This is a genomic window from Cohnella sp. GCM10012308, from assembly GCF_042649185.1.
Classification (GTDB): Bacteria; Bacillota; Bacilli; order Paenibacillales; family Paenibacillaceae; genus Cohnella.
The window spans coordinates 56,429-77,582 of sequence record NZ_JBHRYU010000030.1; the positions used below are offsets into that span (position 1 = coordinate 56,429).

At 60.4% G+C, this 21,154-nt stretch carries 13 protein-coding genes; 5 read left to right on the forward strand and 8 right to left on the reverse strand.

The features are described from left to right. Positions 1–11 precede the first annotated feature (11 nt). The 5 genes from ACFOTD_RS25925 (at position 12) to ACFOTD_RS25945 (ending at position 8,663) form a co-directional block, all read left to right on the forward strand. Complete coding sequence (locus tag ACFOTD_RS25925; protein WP_378122847.1) at positions 12–692, forward strand: SOS response-associated peptidase; 681 nt, start codon at positions 12–14, stop codon at positions 690–692. Positions 693–882: 190 nt separating this feature from the next. Next, positions 883–1,086: a LexA family protein gene (locus ACFOTD_RS25930; RefSeq protein ID WP_378122886.1), complete on the forward strand. Its 204-nt coding sequence runs from the start codon at positions 883–885 to the stop codon at positions 1,084–1,086. Between the two features lie 176 nt (positions 1,087–1,262). Then, positions 1,263–2,519: a DNA polymerase IV gene (locus ACFOTD_RS25935; protein ID WP_378122848.1), complete on the forward strand. Its 1,257-nt coding sequence runs from the start codon at positions 1,263–1,265 to the stop codon at positions 2,517–2,519. Then, the gene (locus ACFOTD_RS25940; protein WP_378122850.1) at positions 2,516–3,040 is read left to right on the forward strand and encodes a YhjD family protein; all 525 of its coding nucleotides are present in this window, start codon (positions 2,516–2,518) and stop codon (positions 3,038–3,040) included. The genes ACFOTD_RS25935 and ACFOTD_RS25940 overlap by 4 nt, the downstream gene beginning before the upstream one ends. 643 nt (positions 3,041–3,683) lie before the next feature. Further along, positions 3,684–8,663, forward strand: a complete 4,980-nt coding sequence (locus tag ACFOTD_RS25945; protein WP_378122851.1) for an S-layer homology domain-containing protein — start codon at positions 3,684–3,686, stop codon at positions 8,661–8,663. A 497-nt stretch (positions 8,664–9,160) separates the two neighbouring features. On the opposite strand, the gene ACFOTD_RS25950 is transcribed toward ACFOTD_RS25945, so the two are convergent. The 8 genes from ACFOTD_RS25950 to ACFOTD_RS25985 form a co-directional block, all read right to left on the reverse strand. Then, entirely contained in the window at positions 9,161–10,618 is a 1,458-nt protein-coding gene (locus ACFOTD_RS25950; protein WP_378122852.1) for an extracellular solute-binding protein, read from the reverse strand. A 127-nt stretch (positions 10,619–10,745) separates the two neighbouring features. After that, on the reverse strand, positions 10,746–11,624 hold the full coding sequence (locus ACFOTD_RS25955) for a carbohydrate ABC transporter permease (RefSeq protein ID WP_378122853.1): 879 nt from the start codon (positions 11,622–11,624) through the stop codon (positions 10,746–10,748). Then, entirely contained in the window at positions 11,621–12,505 is an 885-nt protein-coding gene (locus ACFOTD_RS25960) for a carbohydrate ABC transporter permease (protein ID WP_378122854.1), read from the reverse strand. The genes ACFOTD_RS25955 and ACFOTD_RS25960 overlap by 4 nt, the downstream gene beginning before the upstream one ends. A gap of 187 nt (positions 12,506–12,692) precedes the next feature. Continuing rightward, positions 12,693–14,486: a sensor histidine kinase gene (locus tag ACFOTD_RS25965; protein WP_378122855.1), complete on the reverse strand. Its 1,794-nt coding sequence runs from the start codon at positions 14,484–14,486 to the stop codon at positions 12,693–12,695. Positions 14,487–14,553: 67 nt separating this feature from the next. Continuing rightward, positions 14,554–16,179, reverse strand: coding sequence for a response regulator transcription factor (locus ACFOTD_RS25970; protein WP_378122856.1), 1,626 nt, complete (start codon positions 16,177–16,179; stop codon positions 14,554–14,556). Positions 16,180–16,197: 18 nt separating this feature from the next. After that, positions 16,198–17,559, reverse strand: coding sequence for a glycoside hydrolase family 140 protein (locus ACFOTD_RS25975; RefSeq protein WP_378122857.1), 1,362 nt, complete (start codon positions 17,557–17,559; stop codon positions 16,198–16,200). Between the two features lie 174 nt (positions 17,560–17,733). Next, on the reverse strand, positions 17,734–19,344 hold the full coding sequence (locus ACFOTD_RS25980) for a response regulator transcription factor (protein WP_378122858.1): 1,611 nt from the start codon (positions 19,342–19,344) through the stop codon (positions 17,734–17,736). After that, the gene (locus tag ACFOTD_RS25985) at positions 19,316–21,079 is read right to left on the reverse strand and encodes a sensor histidine kinase (protein ID WP_378122859.1); all 1,764 of its coding nucleotides are present in this window, start codon (positions 21,077–21,079) and stop codon (positions 19,316–19,318) included. Before ACFOTD_RS25985 ends, ACFOTD_RS25980 begins: the two co-directional genes overlap by 29 nt. Positions 21,080–21,154 lie beyond the last annotated feature (75 nt).

A 21,154-nucleotide genomic window follows, 5' to 3' on the forward strand; every position in this document is an offset into this window, starting at 1 on the left:
GCTGAGAGAGAATGTGCGGACGCTACACTATACAAACGACGATCGAAGAACTTATGACAATGTTTGATCTGGATCGCGTCGGCGACATCCACCTCACGCCGAATTACAACGTTGCTCCGACGCATTCGGTACCGGCCATCATTAATGAGGGGGGCGAGCGGCTGCTCGCTCAGTTTCATTGGGGTCTCATTCCCTTCTGGGCAAAGAACAAGAAAATCGGTTTTAAGATGATCAATGCGCGTGCTGAGACGGTCGCCTCCAAGCCGGCGTACAAAGGTTTAATCAAACGCCGGCGAGCGGTCATACCTGCAGACGGTTTTTATGAATGGATGGCAACTGAAGACGGTAAGCAACCTTATCGTTTCGTAATGAAAAGTGGGGATTCGTTTGGGTTTGCAGGGTTATGGGACGAATGGGACGGCCCTGATGGCCCCTTGCGCAGCTGCACGATCATCACCACGAAACCTAACAAGCTCGTTGAGGACGTGCACGACCGTATGCCGGTGATTCTGCCCTCGAAAGCCCTAAACGTTTGGCTCGATCCGGAAGAGGACGATGCCGAAAAGCTACAGGAACTGCTCGTGCCTTACGATGCAGACAAGATGCGGAGATACCCTGTATCAAAGAACGTCGGATCCGTTAAAAATACTGGTGCATCTTTAATTGAAGAAGTGCCGCTCAACAGCAAATAGGGGGACGTAGTCCATCTCTTACCCTTACCATTACCATGGATTGCTGAGCTAATCCAATATGTCATAGAACACCCCAGTGAATAACAGATGGGGTATATTTTTGCCCTTGATTGCGAACGCTAGTTCGTATTATGATTATTGCGAACAAACGTTCGTTTTGGAGGCGGTCATTTTGGAGACTAAGGATAATGTGGTACTGGCTATCAAAGCGCTGACTGACAAGCTTGGCTATCCACCTACAGTGCGGGAGATCGCTGACGCTTCTTTCCTCTCAGTGAGCGTTGCGCACGGTCACTTGGATCGGCTGCGGAAATGCGGAATTGTCAGTTGGTCGCCCAATAGGTCGCGTACCATACATCTCGTCAAGCGTGGTGATCGCCATGAATCTAAATAAGCATATCGGCCGGGCTGTTGAAATGATTTACGAGGACCGTAACCATAATATTACCCAACGACAAGTCACGATCCGCTCGCTTCGGGGAGACAATGTATTTGTATTTGATCACGGCATAGGGGAGCAACGGTCGTTGAAGACCGATCGCGTTCTGGCTGCTGAGCCGGTGCGACGCCATGTCTGAGCGTACGATTTTCCTTATCGATGGGCAGTCGTTCTACGCATCGATCGAGAAGGCGGCGCGACCAGAACTTCGCGATAAACCGGTGGCAGTAGGTGACCCAGCCCGCCGTAACGGTATTATCTTGGCCGCCTGTCCGATCGCCAAGGGGAAGGGCGTGACGACGGCCGAGCGCGTCGGCGAAGCACTGGCCAAGTGTCCGGACCTCGTCGTCGTTCGTCCGCGAATGGGGACGTACATCCAGATTTCGCTGCTCATGACCCGGATTTATGAGATGTATACCGACCAGGTCGAGCCCTATTCGATCGACGAGCAATTCTTGGACGTGACCGGTTCGCTTTCTAATTTCGGCCCGCCCGCCGAGGTGGCCCGCAGTATACAGCAGCAGATTCAGCTTTCAACAGGCGTTTGGTCGCGGGTGGGCATCGGTCCGACCAAGATCCTGGCTAAGACGGCCACGGACAATTTTGCCAAGAAGCGTCCAGAAGGCGTCTTCACGCTTAACCAAGAAAACATTGAGCGGGATCTCTGGCCGCTGCCAGTTCATCAAATGTTTATGGTGGGCTCTAGAATGACAAGACACTTTGTCCGTATGGGTCTCAACACCATCGGCGACGTCGCCCGTCTTGAGCTCGGCGACTTTAAGCGGAAGATGCGACGGGAGATGGGCAAGCAGAGCGACATTCAGGCTGAATATTACTGGCAGACCGCGCGCGGCATCGATCCAAGTCCCGTGGTGGCCGGTATCCGGAAGAAGTTGAAGTCTGTCGGCCACGGCAAAGCGCTGCGCGCCAATCTCTACCGCAAGCTGGAGGATATTGAGGTCGTGCTGCTCGAGCTCGTGATCGAGGTATGCCGGCGTGCCCGACGGCACGGCGTGATGGGCGATACGGTACATGTCGGTGTCTCCGAGACGGACGGTACACGATCGTCATATTTTGGGCGGCAGGTCAAGCTGCAGCAACCGACGGCACTCACGCATGAGGTGGCGGCCGCTGCGCTGAAGCTGCTCCGAGAATATTGGTCCGGCATGCCGGTCGCCAGGCTGTCCATAACGCTTGGCGGCCTCGCCGACGACTCGGTCGATCAGCTGACGTTATTCGAGGATCGCACCAAGGTGACGAGCATCGAGCGCACGACCGATCGGCTCAAGGATCGCTACGGCCCTGCGGCTGTCATGCGCGCATCGTCTATGCTGGAGAGCGGTGTCGCCCGCGAGCGGGCCGAGCAGATCGGGGGGCATTATAAATGAGCAAACTCGACGGCAACGAACGTTGGGGCTCCAAAATGTTGCTCACCGAGCACCAGGAACAATACGACGCCGAGAGGTCGGGGCCGACGGCTATAGGCGAGCCAGCGCGGGCGGCCGGGCATCCCACTACGGAAGAGATGGTCATGATCCGGGACGTCATCTTACTCCCGCACATGCTGACGATGGCCCAAAAAAGTATCGACGATAGCAAACTGTCTGGGAATTTTATGAGTCAGCTGCATATCGCTGCGACCCAGGCGATCATGGACATGATTAGCAAAGACCTATATGCTCTACGTCGCGAGCTCAGCCAACGACGCATCCGGATCCTGTCCGAGGAGCAAGTAGACTTGGTCATCTACCACCGATATGTGTGTCGGGGATACGAAGAGCGCTTCGGTATTGTACGTGAAGTCATGCGTGCGGAAATCAGCGTAAAGTTTGGCACTTACATCTCTAAAATTAAAAACATTTTGAAGAGTGGGCATGATGGAAGTAAGAAAAACAGCGAAGAATTATAATGAAGGCTCCGGACATTTCGGTGCCTTACTTTTGTGGGAGCGGCGTGGGAGCGAAACGGGAGAAAACACCATATTTCAGTACATAAAACTATATATAATAGAAGGGATTGAAAAAAGAAAAAGCCCGTTTTGACGGGCCTAGAGAAAAAACATATACTATTATATATGGGCACTACCCAGACTTAGGATCTGGCGGGCAACCGTGGGGGTTCAAGTCCCTCTACGCGCACCAACTTATTAAGTAACGCATTCCCGATGACGTCGGGAATTTTTTTATTTTTAACGCCATATATTTTTAACGAATGGATAGCTTTTCGATTCGGAGTCTCCTTCTCGGCGCGATCTGAGAACGGGGGCTTTTTGTTTTTGGAAAATTCATCGTTGGGATCGAACGGGTCTCGCGCAAGCAGGATTGGATCCGTCATCATCTGAGGAGGAACGGTCATGGGAGCAAAGGGCGTCTCTTTTTATAATTAGGAAAGCCGTTAGAAGCCAAGTAAGGAGGAATTGCTTTTTGGAACAGGCATCCCGGCCAAAGCGCCGAGACGGCAAATGGTTTTGAGCAATACTGAAAGCGCTTCAAAATGATTGATTCTTTTCAGATGGTCGATATTTTAAAATGCAGCTATCGGAGGTCTGACGCATGCAATGGAAAAAAGGGATCAGCGGCTTACTCGCAATCGTGTTGTTTGCGGCCGCGATCATTCAGGGAGCTTTTGGCGCGGCGGCAATCGCACGCGCGGAGCAAGTCGGAAACGCGGTCGTCTATGAAGCGGAAAACGGCAGCTACGGCGGAGGCGGCGCCCTGCAAAGCGCGGATCAGGCATCTGGCGGAAAAGTCATCGGCGCGCTCGTCCAAGTCGGCGCGTATACGTCCGTTCAGGTGGAAGGAGGCGAAGGGGGCACGGCCGGCGTCGTCATCCGGTATGCCAACGGCTTTGAAGACACGAAGTTTGTCAGCTTGTACGTGAACGGCGTTAAGCAGCAGCAGGTCTATTTTCCGCCTACCGGCAGCTGGGCGAACTTCGCGGAGACGGATCCGGTCATCGTCTCTCTGAACGCAGGGAACAACAATACGATCAAGCTTCAGCTGGACAGCACCGACTACCCTACGGCGGACATCGATGCCTACACGGTGACGCTGTATCCCGCGGCAACTTATGAGGCTGAAAACGGAACGTATGGCGGTCTCGGACGGATTCAGGACGCCGGACACGCTTCCGGCGGCAAAGTGGTGGGCTCGCTGATCGATGTCGGCGCCTATAGCGAAGTAACGGCCGACGGGGGCGACGGCGGCGACGCGACAGTCGTCATCCGGTATGCCAACGGCTTCTCGGATCAGAAGTTTCTAAGTCTATATGTCAACGGCGTCAAGCAGCCGCAGAAGATCTACTTCCCGGTCACGGGCGGTTGGGACAATTTCGCGGAGACGGAGCCCGTTGTCGTCAATTTGCAGGCAGGGACGGACAATAAGATCCGGGTTCAGCTCAACAGCGATGACTACGCCACTGCGGACATTGATGCGTTTATCGTCACCATGGGCGGCAAGGTGCCGCCGAAGCCGCCGACGGAGCTCGTCAAGGCGGAGCTCTCCAGCATGCGGGTGGGCAACGTCTTCCCTGACGGCGAGGAAGCGGCATTTACGCTCAAGCTCTCCGACTTTACGAATGCGGAGCAAAGCTTCCGCGTGGACGTACTGGCGAAAAACAGCGTTGGCGCTACCGTGTACGAGAACAGCGTGAGCGGCTTGCAGCTTGCGGCCAAGGGGACGCTCGAAGCAGGACCGTTCGTCATCCCGTCATCGGCACATGGCATTTATGACCTGACCGTATCCGCATCCAATTCGGACGGTTCGATTCATATCGAAAAGAAGACATCGTTCAGTCGCGTCTATCCTGTCGATGCATCGAGAGGAAACGACGATATTTTTGCCGCGAATACGCACTTCGATCAGACCTGGAGTCTCAATGAAAATCTGGAGCTGCTGGAGCTGGGCGGCTTCCAGTACATTCGGGACGGGGGCGGCTGGGGACAGGCCGAACTGGTCAAAGGCCAACTGAACTTCTTGCCCAAATGGGACGAGACGATCGACAGCGCGTTGGAGAAAGGGCTTAAGCCTTTGTTCTTGCTGGCTTACGGCAATCCTTATTACGACGGAGGCGGGCTCCCGTACACGGAAGAGGGGCTTGAAGGCTTCCGCCGCTATGTCACGTTCGTCGCCACGCACTTAAAGGGCCGCGTAAGCGAGTACGAAGTGTGGAACGAGCCGAATATCGCGTCTTTTAACCCGACTAACCGGTCGGAAGCCGACTATGCGCGGGTGCTGAAGGTGGCTTACGAGGCGCTGAAAGCGGTAGACCCTGATATTAAAGTCATGGGCACCGGCCTCGGCGGCATTGATCTGAAGTGGCTGCGAAACATGATGGACGCGGACGGAAACGGTACGAAGTATATGGACGCGATCTCCGTGCATCCTTACACGTATCCGCTCAGTCCCGAGGCCGGCAACATGATCGGTCAGATCCAAGCGCTCAAAGACCTCATGGCGGAGTATGGGGACGTCAAGCCGATTTGGATTACGGAAATTGGCTGGCCGACGCATGAAGGCCCGCGCTCCGTCACCGAGGAGACCGCGGCCGCCTATGCGATCCGGACCAACGTGCTGCTGATGGAGGAGGGCGGCATAGAGAAATACTTCTGGTACGATTTCCACAATGACGGACTCGACAAGAACGAGCCGGAGCATAACTTCGGTCTGGTCAAAAATAAAAACGACCCGAACAATCCCTACGGAGCGAAGGTCGGCTATGTCGCATACAACACCATGACCAACAAGCTGACCAAAGCACGGTTCGTAAAGTCGGCAAAGCCGGATGCGACGCTCGGCTTCTATCAATTCCGCCGGGATAGCGACGGCAAGGACGTCGTCGTGGCCTGGAATCAATTCAGCCCGCGGACGGTCGGCTTGCAGCTTGGCGCGGGTCCGTTCAAGGTGACGGACATGATGGGCAACAGCGTAGACTATCAGGTGACCGGCGGCGTCCTCACGACGACCGTATCGGATTCGCCGATCTTCATCGAGGGCGTCGTAACGAGCTTGTTGTCTGCGACACCGGGCTTTTCCGCGAAGCAGCCGGCACCTGTCGTCGCCGCGGGCGAGACGCTGACGATCGCGCTGAACCGTTCGGCATCGACCGCTTCGCTATCCGGCGAGCTGCAGGCGCAGCTGCCGCTCGGATGGAAGCTGGAAGGCGCCACGTCCTTCGGAACCGGTACCGATCCGATCTCGCTGAAGGTGAACGTGCCTGCCAACGAACGAGAGCAGAGTTTTGCCGTTCGAATCCAGGTGCAGTCGGGCGGCAGTACGGTAGGGCAGATTCAAGTGACGCCGACGGTCGTCGGACCGGTCTCCTTGAAGCTCGAGCCAAAACCGCTAAAGGCAGGCGATTGGACGAAGTGGTCGCTGCAGGCGCAGGTCTCGAATCACACAAGCGCGACGGAGCTGGAGGGCACGCTGACCGTCCTGGAGCCGGCCGAACTGGCGGGTTCCGTCAGCTTCAATGGCATCGCGCCGGGCGAGACGGGGACGGAAACGATTCCGGTCCTATCGGTGAACGCGAAGCTTAACCAAGTCAAAGTGAAAGTCGAGCTCTCCGGCGGATATACGAGCGAGTCGGTCTTTCCGATCAGCTTTCTGGCGGCGGAGAAAGTCGAGACTGCGCCGACCGTCGACGGCGTATTGACGAACGGCGAGTGGGACGGCGCGATGGAGATCGGGCTGGATCAAGCTGAACAGGTTCAAGCGATAAACGATTGGGGCGGCTTGTCGGATCTGAGCGGCAAAGCGTATCTCAAGTGGGATGACGAGCATCTGTACCTGGCCGTCGACGGTACGGACAACATCCATAGCCAAACTCGAACCGCGGACGGCATCTGGGCCGGCGACAGCATCCAATTCGCATTCGACCCGGCGAGAGCTGCGGGCATCGGTAGTATCGGGTACCACGAGATCGGCGTCGCTCTGCTGGCCGACGGATCCACGCAGGCCTGGCGCTGGACGGCGCCCGCCGGCAAGACGACCGGCAATCTGACCGGGATTGTCTCGAAGGCGGCGCGCAACGATGATACGAAGCATACCGTCTACGAGCTCGCGATTCCGTGGAGCGAGCTGGTGCAGGACGGCACGAGCATCGAGACAGGAGCGCGCTTCGGCTTCTCGCTATTGATTAACGATGACGACGGCGCGGGACGCCGCGGGTGGATCGAATACATGAGCGGGATCGGCGGCGCCAAGGATCCGAGCTACTTCGGCGACCTGGTGCTGGCGCCCGCACCGTCGACAACGCCGGAACCGTCCACGTCGCCGGAGCCGTCCACCTCGCCGCAACCGTCTACGTCGCCGGGGCCTGTCGTAACGACCCCGACGCCGACGCCGGCAGTTGAGGGAGGCAAGCTGGCCAAGCAGCCGGTTCTGGATACTGCGAGCGGCACGGCAACGGCCCGGGTGGGCACGGCCGAGCTGCAAGCGGCTTTGAAGGGGGCCGTCAAGCAAGCGGACGGTACGATCAAGACGACGATCGAGCTGCAAAAGATCGAGGGCAGCTCCCGTTACGGCGTGGAATTGCCGCCGGAAGTGATGAATGCGCTCGACAGCCGTACGGTGATCGAGATTAAAACGCCGGCCGGCACCATCCAACTGCCCGGGGACCTGTTCGCGCGCGCAGACCATGCAAAAGCGGGCAGCTATGGGCTCGTGCTCGGAGCGATCAATGCGGACGCGCTTAGTCCAAGCGCGCGCGCAATCGTGGGAGATCGCCCGATTATCGAGCTTCACGCAACGGCCGACGGTCAGCCGTTCGAATGGAAGGATACCGGCAGACCCGTAACCGTATCGTTGCCGTATGTTCCGACATCCGCGGAATCTGCGTCGGTGGAGAAGCTGGCCGCCGTCTATGTGGATGCGGCAGGCAACGCAACGCTGATGCCGAGCGCACGCTACGATGCGGCAACCGGGACTTTGATCTTCCGCACGACGCACTTTAGCGTTTACGCGGTCGCTTACGTCGACAGGACCTTTAAGGATATGGCCAATTCCTGGGCAAGGCATGCCGTCGAAGTGCTTGCGGCCAAGGGAATCGTGGACGGCACGTCGACGGATGCGTTCACACCGACGGCGAACGTAACCAGAGCCGATTTTGTCAAAATGATCATGCACGCGCTGGAGCTTCAGGCGGAGGGGAATGGCGGCTTTAAAGACGTATCCTCCGCAAGCTACTATTATGAGGCGGTAGGCGCTGCGCATGCGCTGGGAATTGTGAAGGGAACGAACGGCGATTCCTTCCGTCCGCAAGCTGCAATCACTCGCGAAGACGCTGCCGTGATCGCAGCACGGGCGCTCGAGGCTGCCGGACGCCTTCAGACGTCGTCCGCCGGCGATTCAGGGTATTTTGCGGACAGCAGCGCTATCGCAAGCTATGCTGCGCCAAGCGTGGAGGCGCTGCGCGAGCAAGGATTGCTGCAGGGAACGCCGGTCAACGGCAAGTATCTGATGAATCCCAAATCCAACCTGAGCCGACAAGAGGCGGCACAATTCATCTATCAAATTCTGAAGGCCATGAGTTAATCCCACCTGCAAGCGAAAAGCCGAACGTCGACCCGAAAGGCGACGCTCGGCTTTTTATCATGGGAAGCCCGATCAAACCGGAATAAGCAGCATGGATCGGAGTTGATCCGAATGAATGGAGCCGTCCGAGCGGCGGCCAGCAGGAGGCTGTGCATAGGGGAGACGAGGGTGAAGGCGAAGGAAGCGGGGCCGATCCGCAGTGGCGAAGGCAAGGACCGAGTAGTCTTAAAGTCCATAAGCGAGGAAACTGACCGGTAATCGCGCGAGACGGGAAGCGAGGAACGCTGAAACGGACGATCGTGCGAGACAGGAATAGAGGAGATTGAATGACGATCTCGCGAGACAGGGGCGCCTATGACGAATGGCGTCGCCAAGGTAGCTTATGGATACAATTTAAAAGGAAGAACAGAGCAGGACAAAGCAAAGCCTTGCCGCTTCAGCGCGCAGCAAGACGGCCGCGCTCCCGATCGGGAACGCGGCCGCTGACTTGCCATTTTCTATTCGAGCGTAATCTTGGAGAGGAAGTCGCTGTCGAACTTCGTTGCGGCTGCGTCGAGCAGCTTTTTGACGTCGGCGTTTTTGTCGGTCAGCACTTCTTGCATGACGTTCGTGAGCGCCGCGTAGTAATCCTGGCCGTTGTAGGACGGCTCCGTCTTGCCTTTCGCCAGCTCGTAGACACGGTCGTCGTATTTATAAACCGTCTCCGGATAAGCGTCGTATACCGCCTGCATCTTTTTGCCGTATTCGGAATCCTGCGTGTAATAGTTGGCGACGTTTGGCACCCGAATCTGATTTTTGGATTTGCGGCTCTCCAGGTCCATGCGGAGCGATTCGACGCCGCTGTCCGTGAAGTAATCGTTCGTGATGTAATCGAATGCGGCCTTCTGCACGTCCGGCGTTTCCTGCGGATTGACGATGAAGAAGTTGCCGCCCATGATGCCGACATGCTCGCCGCCGGCTTCGGCTGCAGGCATCGGCAGAACGACCAGATCGTCTTTGTTCATACCGCCGTTGTTGACAGCGTCCTCGACGGCATTGCCGAGCACGATGGCCGCGCGTCCTTGCTTAAACAGGTTGTACGTGTCGCCGTAGTTAAGCGCCCAGTTCTGCGGCAGCGCATTCGCTTCCCAGCGCAGCTTTTTCAGGAAGTCCATCGCCTTGACGCCGGCATCCGAGTTGAAGGTCGACACGACCTTGCCGCCCTCGACCTTTTGCGCTTCGCCGCCCGCTTGATACAACAGGTTCGTCCATTGCCAGCCGCCTTCGTTGCCCTTGGCCATGATGGCGAAACCTGCGATGCCCTTGGCCGGATCGGCAGTCGCCTTGGCCGCCTCGTAAAATTCGTTCCAGGTCCAGTCGGGCGATGGAATCGCCACGTTTTTTGCCTCGAACAGCTTCTTGTTCAGCGTGACGGTCATCATGTAGGCGTCCGAAGGCAGCGCATAGATCTTGCCGTCGAACGTGAACGGCTCGAGCAGGGACTTGTTGATCTGGTCCAACTGCGCGTAGCCTTCCAGGTAAGGGGTCAGATCGGCGGCCCAGCTATGCTCGACCAGCGTTCTGCCTTCGGTCGCGGCCGTCTGGAAGAAGGAAGGCGCCTGGTGGGCGGCCATCTTGACGCCGATCTCGTTCGGGTTGTACTGCCACGTATTCTTTTTAATCGTCACGTTCGGGAACTTCTCGCTGAAGCGCTTGATCTGATCGTCCGCTACGCTTACCCACACCGGATTGTCGGCCGTCGGATACTGCACGGTCAACGTCACGTCCGGCGCCTGGGTCGGTGCCGCGGAAGCGCTTGCGGACGAGGAAGCGGATGCGGAAGGCGAAGCGCCTGCCGAGTCGCTCGCGCTCGGCGATGCCTCATTATTGTTGCCGTTGCCTCCGCAAGCGGTTGCAACCAGTGCCAGTCCGAGCAGCAGCCCGGTGGCGGCGTTTGCTTTTTGATTTTTTTTCATAGTGACGCTAACCCCTTCCCCTGGATGGAAATTGTCTTGGCTCCTTAAGCATAGCGATCCGGGAATCCGCATACGATGACGAATCCACGGGGGATGATGACGGATCCACCGGATCTCCGGAAGGCGCTCAGCCTTTGACGCCGGACAAATTGAGACCGTGCATGATGTTCTTTTGGAAGATCAGAAAGAACACGAGCGGCGGAATCATCACGACGGTCAGCACGCTGAACTTGACGTTCAGCGGGATGTTGACCGATTGGGTAATGTTGCGGTAAACGACCGGCGCGATCGGCAGCTTCTCCGGCGTCGTGATGATGAGCGAAGGCCAATACCAGTCGTTCCACGTCTGGGTGAAGGCGAAGATCAGCAGCGTCGAGAAAACGGGCAGCGACATCGGCACGGCCAGCCGCAGGAAGACGCGAATCTCCGATGCGCCGTCGATGCGCGCCGCTTCGAACAGCTCTTTGTGAATGCCGTCGAAAAAGCTTTTGAGCAGCACGATGTTAAAGGCATTGGCGGCCGCGGGCAGCCACAGCGCCCAGTACGAATCGATCAGGCCGAGGCTCTGCAAATTCAGAAAGCTCGGGATCAAATACGTCGCGGAGGGAATCATCAGCGTGCTCATGAAAAACAGGGTCGTCGTCTTGCGGAGCGGGATCTTCATCTGGGACAGGCTGAAGGCCGCCAAACCCATAATCAGCAGCGGGATCGTCGCCATGCCGACATAGATCACGAGCGTGTTCAAAAACGATCTGCCAAGATCGACGTACTGGAAGCCTTCCGAATAGTTGGCGAACGTCCAGTGCTTCGGCAGGAAGGTCGGCGGAAAGACGAAGATCTCCTGCCTCGTCTTCAGCGACGAGAAGATCGTCGTTCCGAACGGATACAGCATCGTAAAGGCGATCGCCGCCAGCGCCAGAAGCATCAGTCCGTATCCGATCTTGACGGACGGCTTCCTCAGGTCATAGGAGGATAGAATGGTACGTTCGTGCGCCGCTTTGCTCATACTGCTTTGCTCCTTCCCTGGAACGAGTAAAGAAGGACGGACAACGCGGTCAACGCGACGAACATCAGCACGCCCATGGCAGCGGCCCGGCCAAAGTCGAAGCGGATAAACGCCTCGTTGGTGATCTGGTACATATAGGTCAGCGTCGTATTGTTCGGACCCCCGCCCGTCAGCGCGACATGCGTCTGGAAGCCCTGGGACGTGCCGATAAGCTGCAGGATGAACAGCAGGACGTACAGATGGCGAATGCCGGGAATCGTAATGTAGCGAATACGCTGCAAAATGCCCGCGCCGTCGATCTCCGCCGCTTCGTACAGATCCTTCGGGATGCTGACGATGCCTGCCAGATAGATCAGCGCGGCGCTGCCGAAGCCCTGCCAGGTTTCGGCCAATACGATGGAGAGCATCGCGACGCTCTTGTCGGTCAGCCACATCACTTGGTGGGCGCCGAACCAACCCAGAATTTGATTCAAGGGGCCGAGCGGGTCGTACAAATACTGCCACATGCCGTATAGGACGACGGCCGGCACGATGTTGGGCAAATAGACGATCAGGCGCATGAAGCCCTGGCACCACCTGAGCTCGGATACGGCGATCGAGACGATACTGGGCACCCAAAAGCCGATGACGACGCCGAGCAGCATGTAGAAGATCGTATTGCGCACGGCGATGCCGACGACGCTGTTGTCGAGCACGGCTTTGTAATTGTCCAATCCGACGAAATGGTTGCCCTTCACGAAATCGATCTGCATGAAGCTGTATAAGATCCCCTTGGCGATCGGCGTCCATAGGAACAGGCAGAAGACGGCGACGGCGGGCAGCAGGAACGCGATCCCCCAGAAGTGGTCCCGGAACCGCTTGGCGAGACGGTTGTAAGTCATTTGTGCGTGATTCCTCCCGATGAACAGACTGGCTATCGTATCTTTTCATTGTACGTTCGGCCGGGACGCACGCCCATGACGGCTTCTCCGAATGTGATGACGGATCCTCCACAATTCGTGATCGCGCCCGCCGGGATCGGGGCGCTGCCGCCAGCGTCCGCGCGTTCGTCCGTCTATACGATCGCCGCTATCGGTTCGCGCCGTGGCCGCCCGGCTGTCCGTCTCCGTTCTTGAGCAGCCGCGGCAGGCGGAGTTCGGCTCTCGTGCCGCCGGATTCGCGCGCTTCGTAGCGCAGGCCGTAATCCGATCCGAAGCGCAGCGTGACGCGCCGGTGGACGCTGCGGATGCCGAAGCCGCCGTCCGCGCCGGCCGTGCCCGCGAGCAGCGCTTCGATCTTGGGCAGATCGACCGGCCGGAAGCCGTTGTCCTGAACGGCGATCAGCAGATCTCCGCCGTCCAGCCGGACGAGCACTTCGACTTCGCCCTCGCCTTCCATCTTGCCTACGCCGTGCAAAATCGCATTTTCCACGAGCGGCTGGATGATTACCTTCGGCAGCATGCAATCCATCGTTTCGTCGTCCGCGCGGATCGCGTATTGAAAGGAGTGTCGGTATCGCTTGTCCTGCAGCTGCAGGTAGGCGACTGCGTGACTTAGCTCCTCGCGGACCGTGATCATTTCCTTGCCCCGGCTCAGCCCGATCCGAAGCACGGTCGACAGATCGCGCACCATCTCGGCGACCTCGGGCACCCCGCCCTGAATGCCGTACCAATAGATGGAGTCCAGGGTGTTGTAGAGCAGATGGGGGGTAATCTGGGAGTGCATGAGCATCAGCTCGGATTCCTTTTGCTTGAGCTCCATGCCGTACCGCTCCTCGATCAGCTGGTTGATGCGTCCGGTCATCGCATGGAACGAGCGGTACAGCAGGCCGATCTCGTCGCTGCGCGCCTGCTCCGCGAACTCGTCCGCGATCGGGCGGCCCGGCTCGAAGGAGCGGGCCAGCCGCGCGAGCTGCGACATCGGCCGCAGCACCGAGCGGACGAAGTAGAAGAGCACGAGCAGGACGATAAGCACGTAGCAGGCGGCCGAGACGAGAATGATCGATTGCACCGCCTGATGGCTGCCGACAAGCGACGCCAGCGGGATGTCGTAGATCAACCGATAGCCGTACGCGTCGCTGTCCTGGTACACGTACATGCTGTCGCCGGCGATGCGTACGCGCGGCAGCAGCTCCTGCCCGTCGTCTGGGAGCCGGTACTGGGTGCCTGTCGCAGCCGTCCGCCCGCTCAGCACGCGCCCTTCGGCATCCGTCAGCGTCGAGTTGGCGCCCTGGGGCAGCGCGAAGGCGTTCATCTGCTTGACGAGCGCGCCGTCGATGTCGGTCGCGACGAGCACGCCGATGAGGCGTCCGCCGCCGGTCAGATCGGAGACGCCGCGCGAATAGGAGAGCGTGAGGGAGGGGAGCTGCGCATAGCCGAAGCGGTCGATAATCTGCATGGCGGACCCGCCGCGCTTGTCCAGCGTCTGCTGCAGCCAGGGCAGCGTCCGCTGTCCTTCCGGCAGAAACACGCCGGAGTCCGAAAGGTCCGTATAGGGGGCAAAGTCGTAATCGTCCGGATTTTGGGTCAACGCAAAAAAGGAATACTGCACCTCGCCGGAGTAATTTTCCAGCAGCTTTTCCGTCTCGACGTACTGTCCCACCCGTTCGCCGGAGGTTCGCTTCGCGCGGCCGTCCCAGCTCTGGATCAGACTGGTGCGGAGCATGGCGACGAGATTCTGATCGACGGCATCCATCAGCCGGTCCATCGTGGCGAGGTTTTGCCGGTTCAGCTCGAGAAATGCCTTGCCGGTCTGCTGCTGAATCGCAAGCGACGCGCGCTCGTTCGCGTACCAGGAGATGAGCAGCATCGGGAGCACCATGAGCGCCGCCACGAACAAGATCGCCTTGCTCATCAGCCGCTGCGGCTTGCGCAGACGAATCATGCCGTATTCCTCCTCATCGTGGCGTATCGTCTCTTCGCGTGTTTCGCATTCGGACAGGCGCCGGGCGTCACGCTCTTAGGGCATTCGGACTCTCGCCGTAGTAGCGCTTGAACACTCTGCTGAAGTGCTCGGGCGATTCGTAGCCGACCGAATCGGCGATGTCGTAGCGCTTTTTTGCCGTGTTCAGCAGCAGATGCCGCGCTTCCTCCATGCGCAGCCGGGTGACGAACTCCCACACGGTCTCGCCAGTAATCTGCTTGAACAGATGGCTCAAATAGTTGGCGCTCAGATGCACGTGTCCGGCAATATCCTGAATCTTAAGCCCCTTGCTCCGATAATGAGAGCGGATAAAGGCTTGCGCACCGCGGACGACCGCGTCGTCGTGATCGCTCATCGAGTGCTTGATCAGGTCCGCCGCCTCCGTCAGGAAGTCGGCCAGACGCCGCCGCAGCTCGGGAGCGGGCATCGGAAACTGAAAATAAACGAGCGGATTGAGCGTCGTATAGCGGTCTCCGACCGTATCCTTCATCTCAAGCAGCGTCGAGTAAACGCGGTAGGCGATACTAAGCGGAATGCCCGCCGTGGCGTCTTCGCGTTCGAATACGGCCGCGATCTCGTCGACGAACGCCGCCGCACGCAGCTCGGCTTCCTCGCTGCGCTGGCCCACCTTCATCCACTCGAGCAGCTCGTCGGACCGCGCCTGCCAGTTCACCTTCAGCTGCGCGTCCTTTACGGAGAAGTCCTCCGCGTAAAAAACGCGCTGGCGCTCGTAAAGGCCATGCCACTTGAGCGCGCTCAGCGCCTCGTCGCCGCACGCCGCGAGGCTGTCGAGCCCGCGGCGCGGCGCGCTGATGCCGATGGCGCAGTCAAGCTGGAGATAGTCGCCGAGATTGGCGGCGAGCGCGTGACCGATCATGTTAAGACGGGAAGCCGTATCGGCGCGCCGGTCAGGTCCCGTCTCCTCCAGCTGCAGAATCGCCATGATCCGGCCGCCCTGTCCGTAGAAGGCGATGGCGCGCCAGTCCGACAGCGTCTCCTCCGCGATGTTGACGGCCGCGTACTTCAGCAGATTGCGGTCGCGCAGCGTGACGGGCGCCCGTCCGCCGGGTCCGCCGCGGCTCCAGCGCAGGTCGACCGCCATGACGGCGAACGCGGGTCCGACCAGCTCGACGCCGATCTGATCCATGACGAACGGGGCGTCGTCGGAATGTCCCGCGTCGCCGCCGAGCAGCTCGTTCAGCATGTACGTCCGCAGCAGCGCCATGCCGGCAAGCGAGAACCGCAGCTTGAGCGAGTCCTCGAGCAGCCGCTTGTACCGGGTATGGCGCTCGCCGAGCTCCCGCGTCACGATTTCCGTCAGTAAGTCCAGCTTGACCGGCTTGATCAGGTAATCGCGCGCGCCGAGCCGAATGCACCGCTGGGCGTATTCGAACTCGTCGTGGGCGGAGATGACGACGACGGGAATATCGGGCTGCTCGGACAGGATCGACTCCATCAGCTCGATACCGTTCATGCCGTCCATCTGAATGTCGGTGAGGACGAGATCGACGCTCTCCATTCGCAGATAATCGAGCGCCTCGTATCCGTTCAGCGCCGTGAGCACCTGCCCGATGCCGGGCTGATGGCGCTCCAGGTAGTCCTTGATGCCCTGGCAGACGATCATCTCGTCGTCGACGACCAGTATCGTATGCATCGCGTCAGCCTCCCGTCGTCAGTCGGCCCACTCCAGCGTCAGCACCCAGTCGCAGCCTCTGCCGCTGCTCGGCGCGTCGTAGCGCAGCTTGCCCGATGCGTCACGAATGCCTGCGGACGTCCGCGCGCCGGTGCGGGGATCGTACCACGAAGCCTCGACGCGCGCGGCGGGGATCGCGTCTCCGTCCGCTTCGACATAGAGGCCGCTCGGACAGTAGATATAAGCGTAGCCGTCGCCCATCGCCGCGACGCGGTAGCTCGCGCCGGTCAGGTTGGACGCCAGCAGCTCCTGGGCGGGCGCGAGCGAGAGATAAGGCCGGGACTCGATCAGGTCCTTCAGATGCCGCATCTGGCGGGCGCCCGGGCGCTCGAGCGCCGCGCGCCAATGCATGATGTAAAAGGCGCCGGGCTCGTCGAACGAGGTGGACGCATAGCAGCCGTCGCACATCGACCAGACCGAATGATGGCCGTACGTATGGCCGAAGGCGCCGGACAGCACGGCATAATAGGCGGCTCTGCGCACGTCGGCTTCGTCGAAATAGCCGTTGGCCGGATCGAAGTTGACCGGCAGATCCTCGTAGCAGGGCTCGCCGTCGAGCGTCGGCTTGACCGGCAGGCGGGCATAGTCGTCCCGCACGAGCTGCCAGTTGTCTCCGTTGATTTTGAAATGGCCCGACTGAATCATGTTGAAGTCAAGCCAGGCTTCGTCGTGGAGCTGGCGGCTCGAGGAGAACGGCGCGGTCGGGTGATAGGTGGCCAGATGGCTGCCGCCGTCGCCTTCGCGCACGCCCTCGGCCAGCGCGAGCACCGTCTGGAAGTGGCGGCGCGTGTCGAGATTGCGGTCGCCGCCGAGCACCCAGACGATGTTCGGCGTCCGTCTGTAGCGCTCGCCCAGCCAGCGGCCGTATACGCGCGCGTTGTCCGGATCGAACATCTCCGGTCCTTTGCCCCAGCCCAGGTTGATCTTATCCCCCCAGGTCGGCAGCAGCGCGACGTAGATGCCCAGCCGGGCGGCTTCGGCGATGACGGCGTCGACATGATCCCAGTATGAATAGTCGCCGTCGGTGTCCGGCCGCGTCGGATCGACGCGGCCCTCCTCGTTGGCGTGAAGCGGGCGCCGCCCGTAGCGGTTGTCCGACGTCGCGCCCTCGAATTCGGCTAGCGCGACCGCCTGCACGACGTTGAACCCCTGGGCCGCGCGCGTCTCCAAGTAATGGGTGGCCTCTTCACGGTCGAGCTTGTGGAAAAGCTCCCAGGCCGTATCCGCCAGCCAGAAAAACGGCGTGCCGTCCTCATGGACGAGGTACCGTCCGTTATCGCTGATTTTCAATCGCTGCTGGGCAGCCGATGTCCGAGAGTGGGGTGCTTGTTCTGCGCGCATAGATGCGAACCTCCGTTGCTCCGATATTGACGGTCGATGCAAAAAAAGGACGGCCGACTTCTCGTCGTCCATCCCCGTCCGTCTTGGCACATCGAGTATACCCCGGCGCCGGTTTTGTCGTATATTTCACTTCTTCTAGATTCCTTGTCTTTCTTCTACAAATCCTGTCCGCGATCACTCCTGAGGCAGCTGGCTGCGATATTCCTGCGGCGTCAGACCCGCATGCTTTTTGAAAAAGCGGGTGAAGTAGGCGGCGGCGCCGAAGCCCACGCGCGGGGCGATCTCGTGAATCCGCAGCTGGGGCTGGGCGAGCAGCGCCCGCGCCTTGTCCATGCGCATCTCGGCGATATAGTCGGACAAGTTATTGCCGGTGCTCTGCTTGTAGAGCGTCGACAGATAGGAGGGATTCAGATAGACGACGCCCGCCAGCGCCTCCAGCGACAGGTCGCTGTCCAGATGCTCCGCGATATGCTGGTTCAGCATACGGATGACGCGATGCGTCCGCTCCCCGAGCAGCGCCGTCCGTCTGGCGGCGAGCAGGCGGGCGGTGTCCTTGAGGCATTGGACCGCCTCCTCCCTGGAGGCGTGCCGGCCGAGCTCCGTCAGGCGCTCCGCAACGTCGTCGAACCCGGCGCCCTCTTCGCCCAGCCTGTCGATCTGGCCGAGCAGCAGTATCGCCGCCGCGTAGTACGCCTGGGCGAACAGGGCGTACCGGGCCGGCAGCACGGCGAAAATCTCGTCCAGCCGGGCGGCGAAGTCGTCGGCCAAGCCGGAATCGAGGGCCAGCTCGAGCTCGGCGGCCAGCGCCGGCGACAGTCCGTCGCTGCGCCCCTCGGAGGCGGCGGGATGCTTGTCGCCGCAGCCGGTCATCAGCATTTCCTGCTCGTCGCCGTAGCCCATCAGCATCATCTGCTTGACCGTACGGTAGTCGTCGGGCAGCCGCTCCCAGCCGCATGCGGTACCCGTCGTGACGAGTGAGACCGGCAGCTTGAGCAGCTGGCCGATCGTCTGCTGCACCCGGTCGAGCATGCCGTTGACGAAGATCAGCGTCTCCGCCCAAGCGCCGGTTCCCGGCTGGATCAGCCAGACGAATCGGGAGTCCCCGATCGGCAAGGCCAGCAGCGAGACCGGGCTTAAGTATTCGCCGGCGATATTTTGGATCGCGTTAATCATCAGCCGCCGATCCGACGGTCCGGCGGCTTCGTCCCAACGGTCCACGCGTCCCAGGACAAGCTGGACCGGCGCGTCCGGCGACAATGGCAGCTCCAGCTCGGTGAAACGCGCCCGGTCCCGGGCCGTCAGGGGACCGCCCGCCTCGGCCGTCCGCGCGAACCATTCGCGGCGCAGCAGCGCGAGCTCCTCCCGCATCTGCGCCTGGGCGCGCATCATGATCCGCTCGCCGCGGAGCTCCTCCTCGAGCCTCGCGATCGCGCCCCGTACTGCTGCGACGATCGCTTCGTCGCCCTCGGTCTTCAGGATGTAGTCGACGCTGCCGCCGCGCAGCGCCTGCTGTACGTTGGCTATATCGCCGTAGCCGGTCAAGAAGATCACCTTGCTGCGCGGCCAGCGGGACCGGAGCCACTCGTGCAGCTCGAGCCCGCTCATGCCGGGCATCCGGATATCGCTCAGCACGATGTCCACCCGCATGCGCCGAAGACGCTGCAGGGCTTCCTCGGCGGAGTAGGCGACGTACAGCTCCAGGCCCAGTTCTTCGCGCTCGGCGAGCATGCCGCGCAGCCCGTCGGCCGTATACGGTTCATCGTCCACGATCAGCAGTGATATCATGGGGCTCATCTCCTCGGTCAAGCTTTGGTACGACGATCTCCACCCGCAGGCCTCCGAGCGAGCTCCTTCGCAGCCGCAGACCGGCATCCGTCCCGTACTTGATTTGCAATCGGCGGTGCACGTTGATCATACCGGTGCTCTCCGTCGCATCCGGCGATCCCAGTCGGGCCTGCAGCCGTACGAGGTCTTCCTCGTCCAGACCTTCGCCGTTGTCGTCGACGGCAATCGTCACCCCGTACGCGTCCGATAGGAAAGCGACATGCAGCCTGCCGTCCCGCATCCGCGGCTCAAGCGCGTACTTGTAGGCGTTCTCGATGATCGGCTGCAGCAGGAGGCGGGGCAACGGCATCCGCTCGATATCCGGCGGCGTGTCGTCGAAGCGGACGGATATCCGGCTGCCGAAGCGCATGCTCTGAATGTCCGCGTAGGTGCGGGCATGGGCGGCTTCCCTGCCCAGCTCGACCTCGTCGGAGCCGTCGCGGGTGATGTATTGGAAGTAATCTCCGAGATGGCGGGTGAGTCTCATCACGTTGTCGTGCTCCTCCAGCTCGGCCATCCGGTAGAGAATGAAGTAAGTGTTGTACAAAAAATGAGGGTTGATCTGCGATTGCAGGTGCCGAAGCTCGGACAGCTGCAGCCGGTACTGCTGCTCGTACACCTCGTGCACGAGCACGTTCAGTCGCTTGGACATGGCGTTGAACTGTTCGTACAAGTAGCCGAATTCGTCCCTGCGCCGATAGACGACGTTCTGCTCCAGCGCGCCCTGCTCCATTCTGCGAAACGAGGTCAGCAGCGACAGAAGCGGGCGGTGTATCATCCTGTACAAGCTGTAGGCGAAGGCCAGCACGACGAGCACGGACGCCGCAGACAGGACGGCCAGCCAGCGCTTGTGCGTGCGAAGCGCGGGATTGACGTCCCGCTCCGGCGCGAGCATGGCGAGGCTGATGTCGAACAAGCGGGACTCCTGGCGGACGGCCATGTAGCGCTCGCCGCCGATCTTCGCGTCGGCGATGCCCGCTTCCGGCACCGCCGCCAGCAGCGCGGCGGGGTCGGAGACGGCAGGTCCGGACGAGCCGCCCGAGGCCGAGACGGACCAATCGCTTCGCCGGGCTGTCAGCAGCGCCGCGCCGCTGCCGCCGGCGAAGCGGGCGAGCAGCTCGGCCAGACGATCGCGCGAGATCTCCGCCGCCGCCACGAACAGCGGGCGGGCGCCGCTTGCAGCCGCCGGATATCGCAGCGTCAGGTATAGGCGCCCGTCGCGCACGGCGAGCGGCGAGGCGTCCGCCGCTGCGAGCGCCTGCAGCATGTCTTCGTCCAGCGGCGCGACGCCCCCGCGATTGGAGGAGATCGTGTGGCGCAGGTCGGGTATCGAGAGCGTCGCTTCCTCGGCGATGCCGTTCGCCCGCAGAAGGACGTCGAGCCGTTCTTTGATTCGCTGGATGGATGCGGTCCGGTCGCTGGCGGACAGCATGTCCGAAGCCAGGGCGAGCTGGATGGCATCCTCGGCGTTGACGAAGTCCTGGAGCGACATCTGGATGCTCTCGAAGTCGCCGTCAAGCATCTCCATGTACAACTCGGCGCGCGATGTGAGGGACTTGGCGATCTCCCGCTCCATGTTCGTCGAGCCGCTCCGGTTGATCTGCACGCCGATGATATACAGCGGACTGAGCACGAGCAGGAATACGAGCAGCAGACGGGGCAGCAGACGGAGGGAGGCGGTCTTCTCCGCGCGCATCAGGCGGGCGCTCCCGCCGGCCGCATACCCGTCCGGACGGGACGCAGGCGGATGGGCATGCGGGCTGCCGTGCCG

Coding starts and splice junctions, on each gene's coding strand:
- ACFOTD_RS25925 (WP_378122847.1), top strand. CDS start 12: ATGTGCGGACGCTACACTATACAAACGACGATCGAAGAACTTATGACA.
- ACFOTD_RS25935 (WP_378122848.1), top strand. CDS start 1,263: ATGTCTGAGCGTACGATTTTCCTTATCGATGGGCAGTCGTTCTACGCA.
- ACFOTD_RS25940 (WP_378122850.1), top strand. CDS start 2,516: ATGAGCAAACTCGACGGCAACGAACGTTGGGGCTCCAAAATGTTGCTC.
- ACFOTD_RS25945 (WP_378122851.1), top strand. CDS start 3,684: ATGCAATGGAAAAAAGGGATCAGCGGCTTACTCGCAATCGTGTTGTTT.
- ACFOTD_RS25950 (WP_378122852.1), bottom strand. CDS start 10,618: ATGAAAAAAAATCAAAAAGCAAACGCCGCCACCGGGCTGCTGCTCGGA.
- ACFOTD_RS25955 (WP_378122853.1), bottom strand. CDS start 11,624: ATGAGCAAAGCGGCGCACGAACGTACCATTCTATCCTCCTATGACCTG.
- ACFOTD_RS25960 (WP_378122854.1), bottom strand. CDS start 12,505: ATGACTTACAACCGTCTCGCCAAGCGGTTCCGGGACCACTTCTGGGGG.
- ACFOTD_RS25965 (WP_378122855.1), bottom strand. CDS start 14,486: ATGATTCGTCTGCGCAAGCCGCAGCGGCTGATGAGCAAGGCGATCTTG.
- ACFOTD_RS25970 (WP_378122856.1), bottom strand. CDS start 16,179: ATGCATACGATACTGGTCGTCGACGACGAGATGATCGTCTGCCAGGGC.
- ACFOTD_RS25975 (WP_378122857.1), bottom strand. CDS start 17,559: ATGCGCGCAGAACAAGCACCCCACTCTCGGACATCGGCTGCCCAGCAG.
- ACFOTD_RS25980 (WP_378122858.1), bottom strand. CDS start 19,344: ATGATATCACTGCTGATCGTGGACGATGAACCGTATACGGCCGACGGG.
- ACFOTD_RS25985 (WP_378122859.1), bottom strand. CDS start 21,079: ATGCGCGCGGAGAAGACCGCCTCCCTCCGTCTGCTGCCCCGTCTGCTG.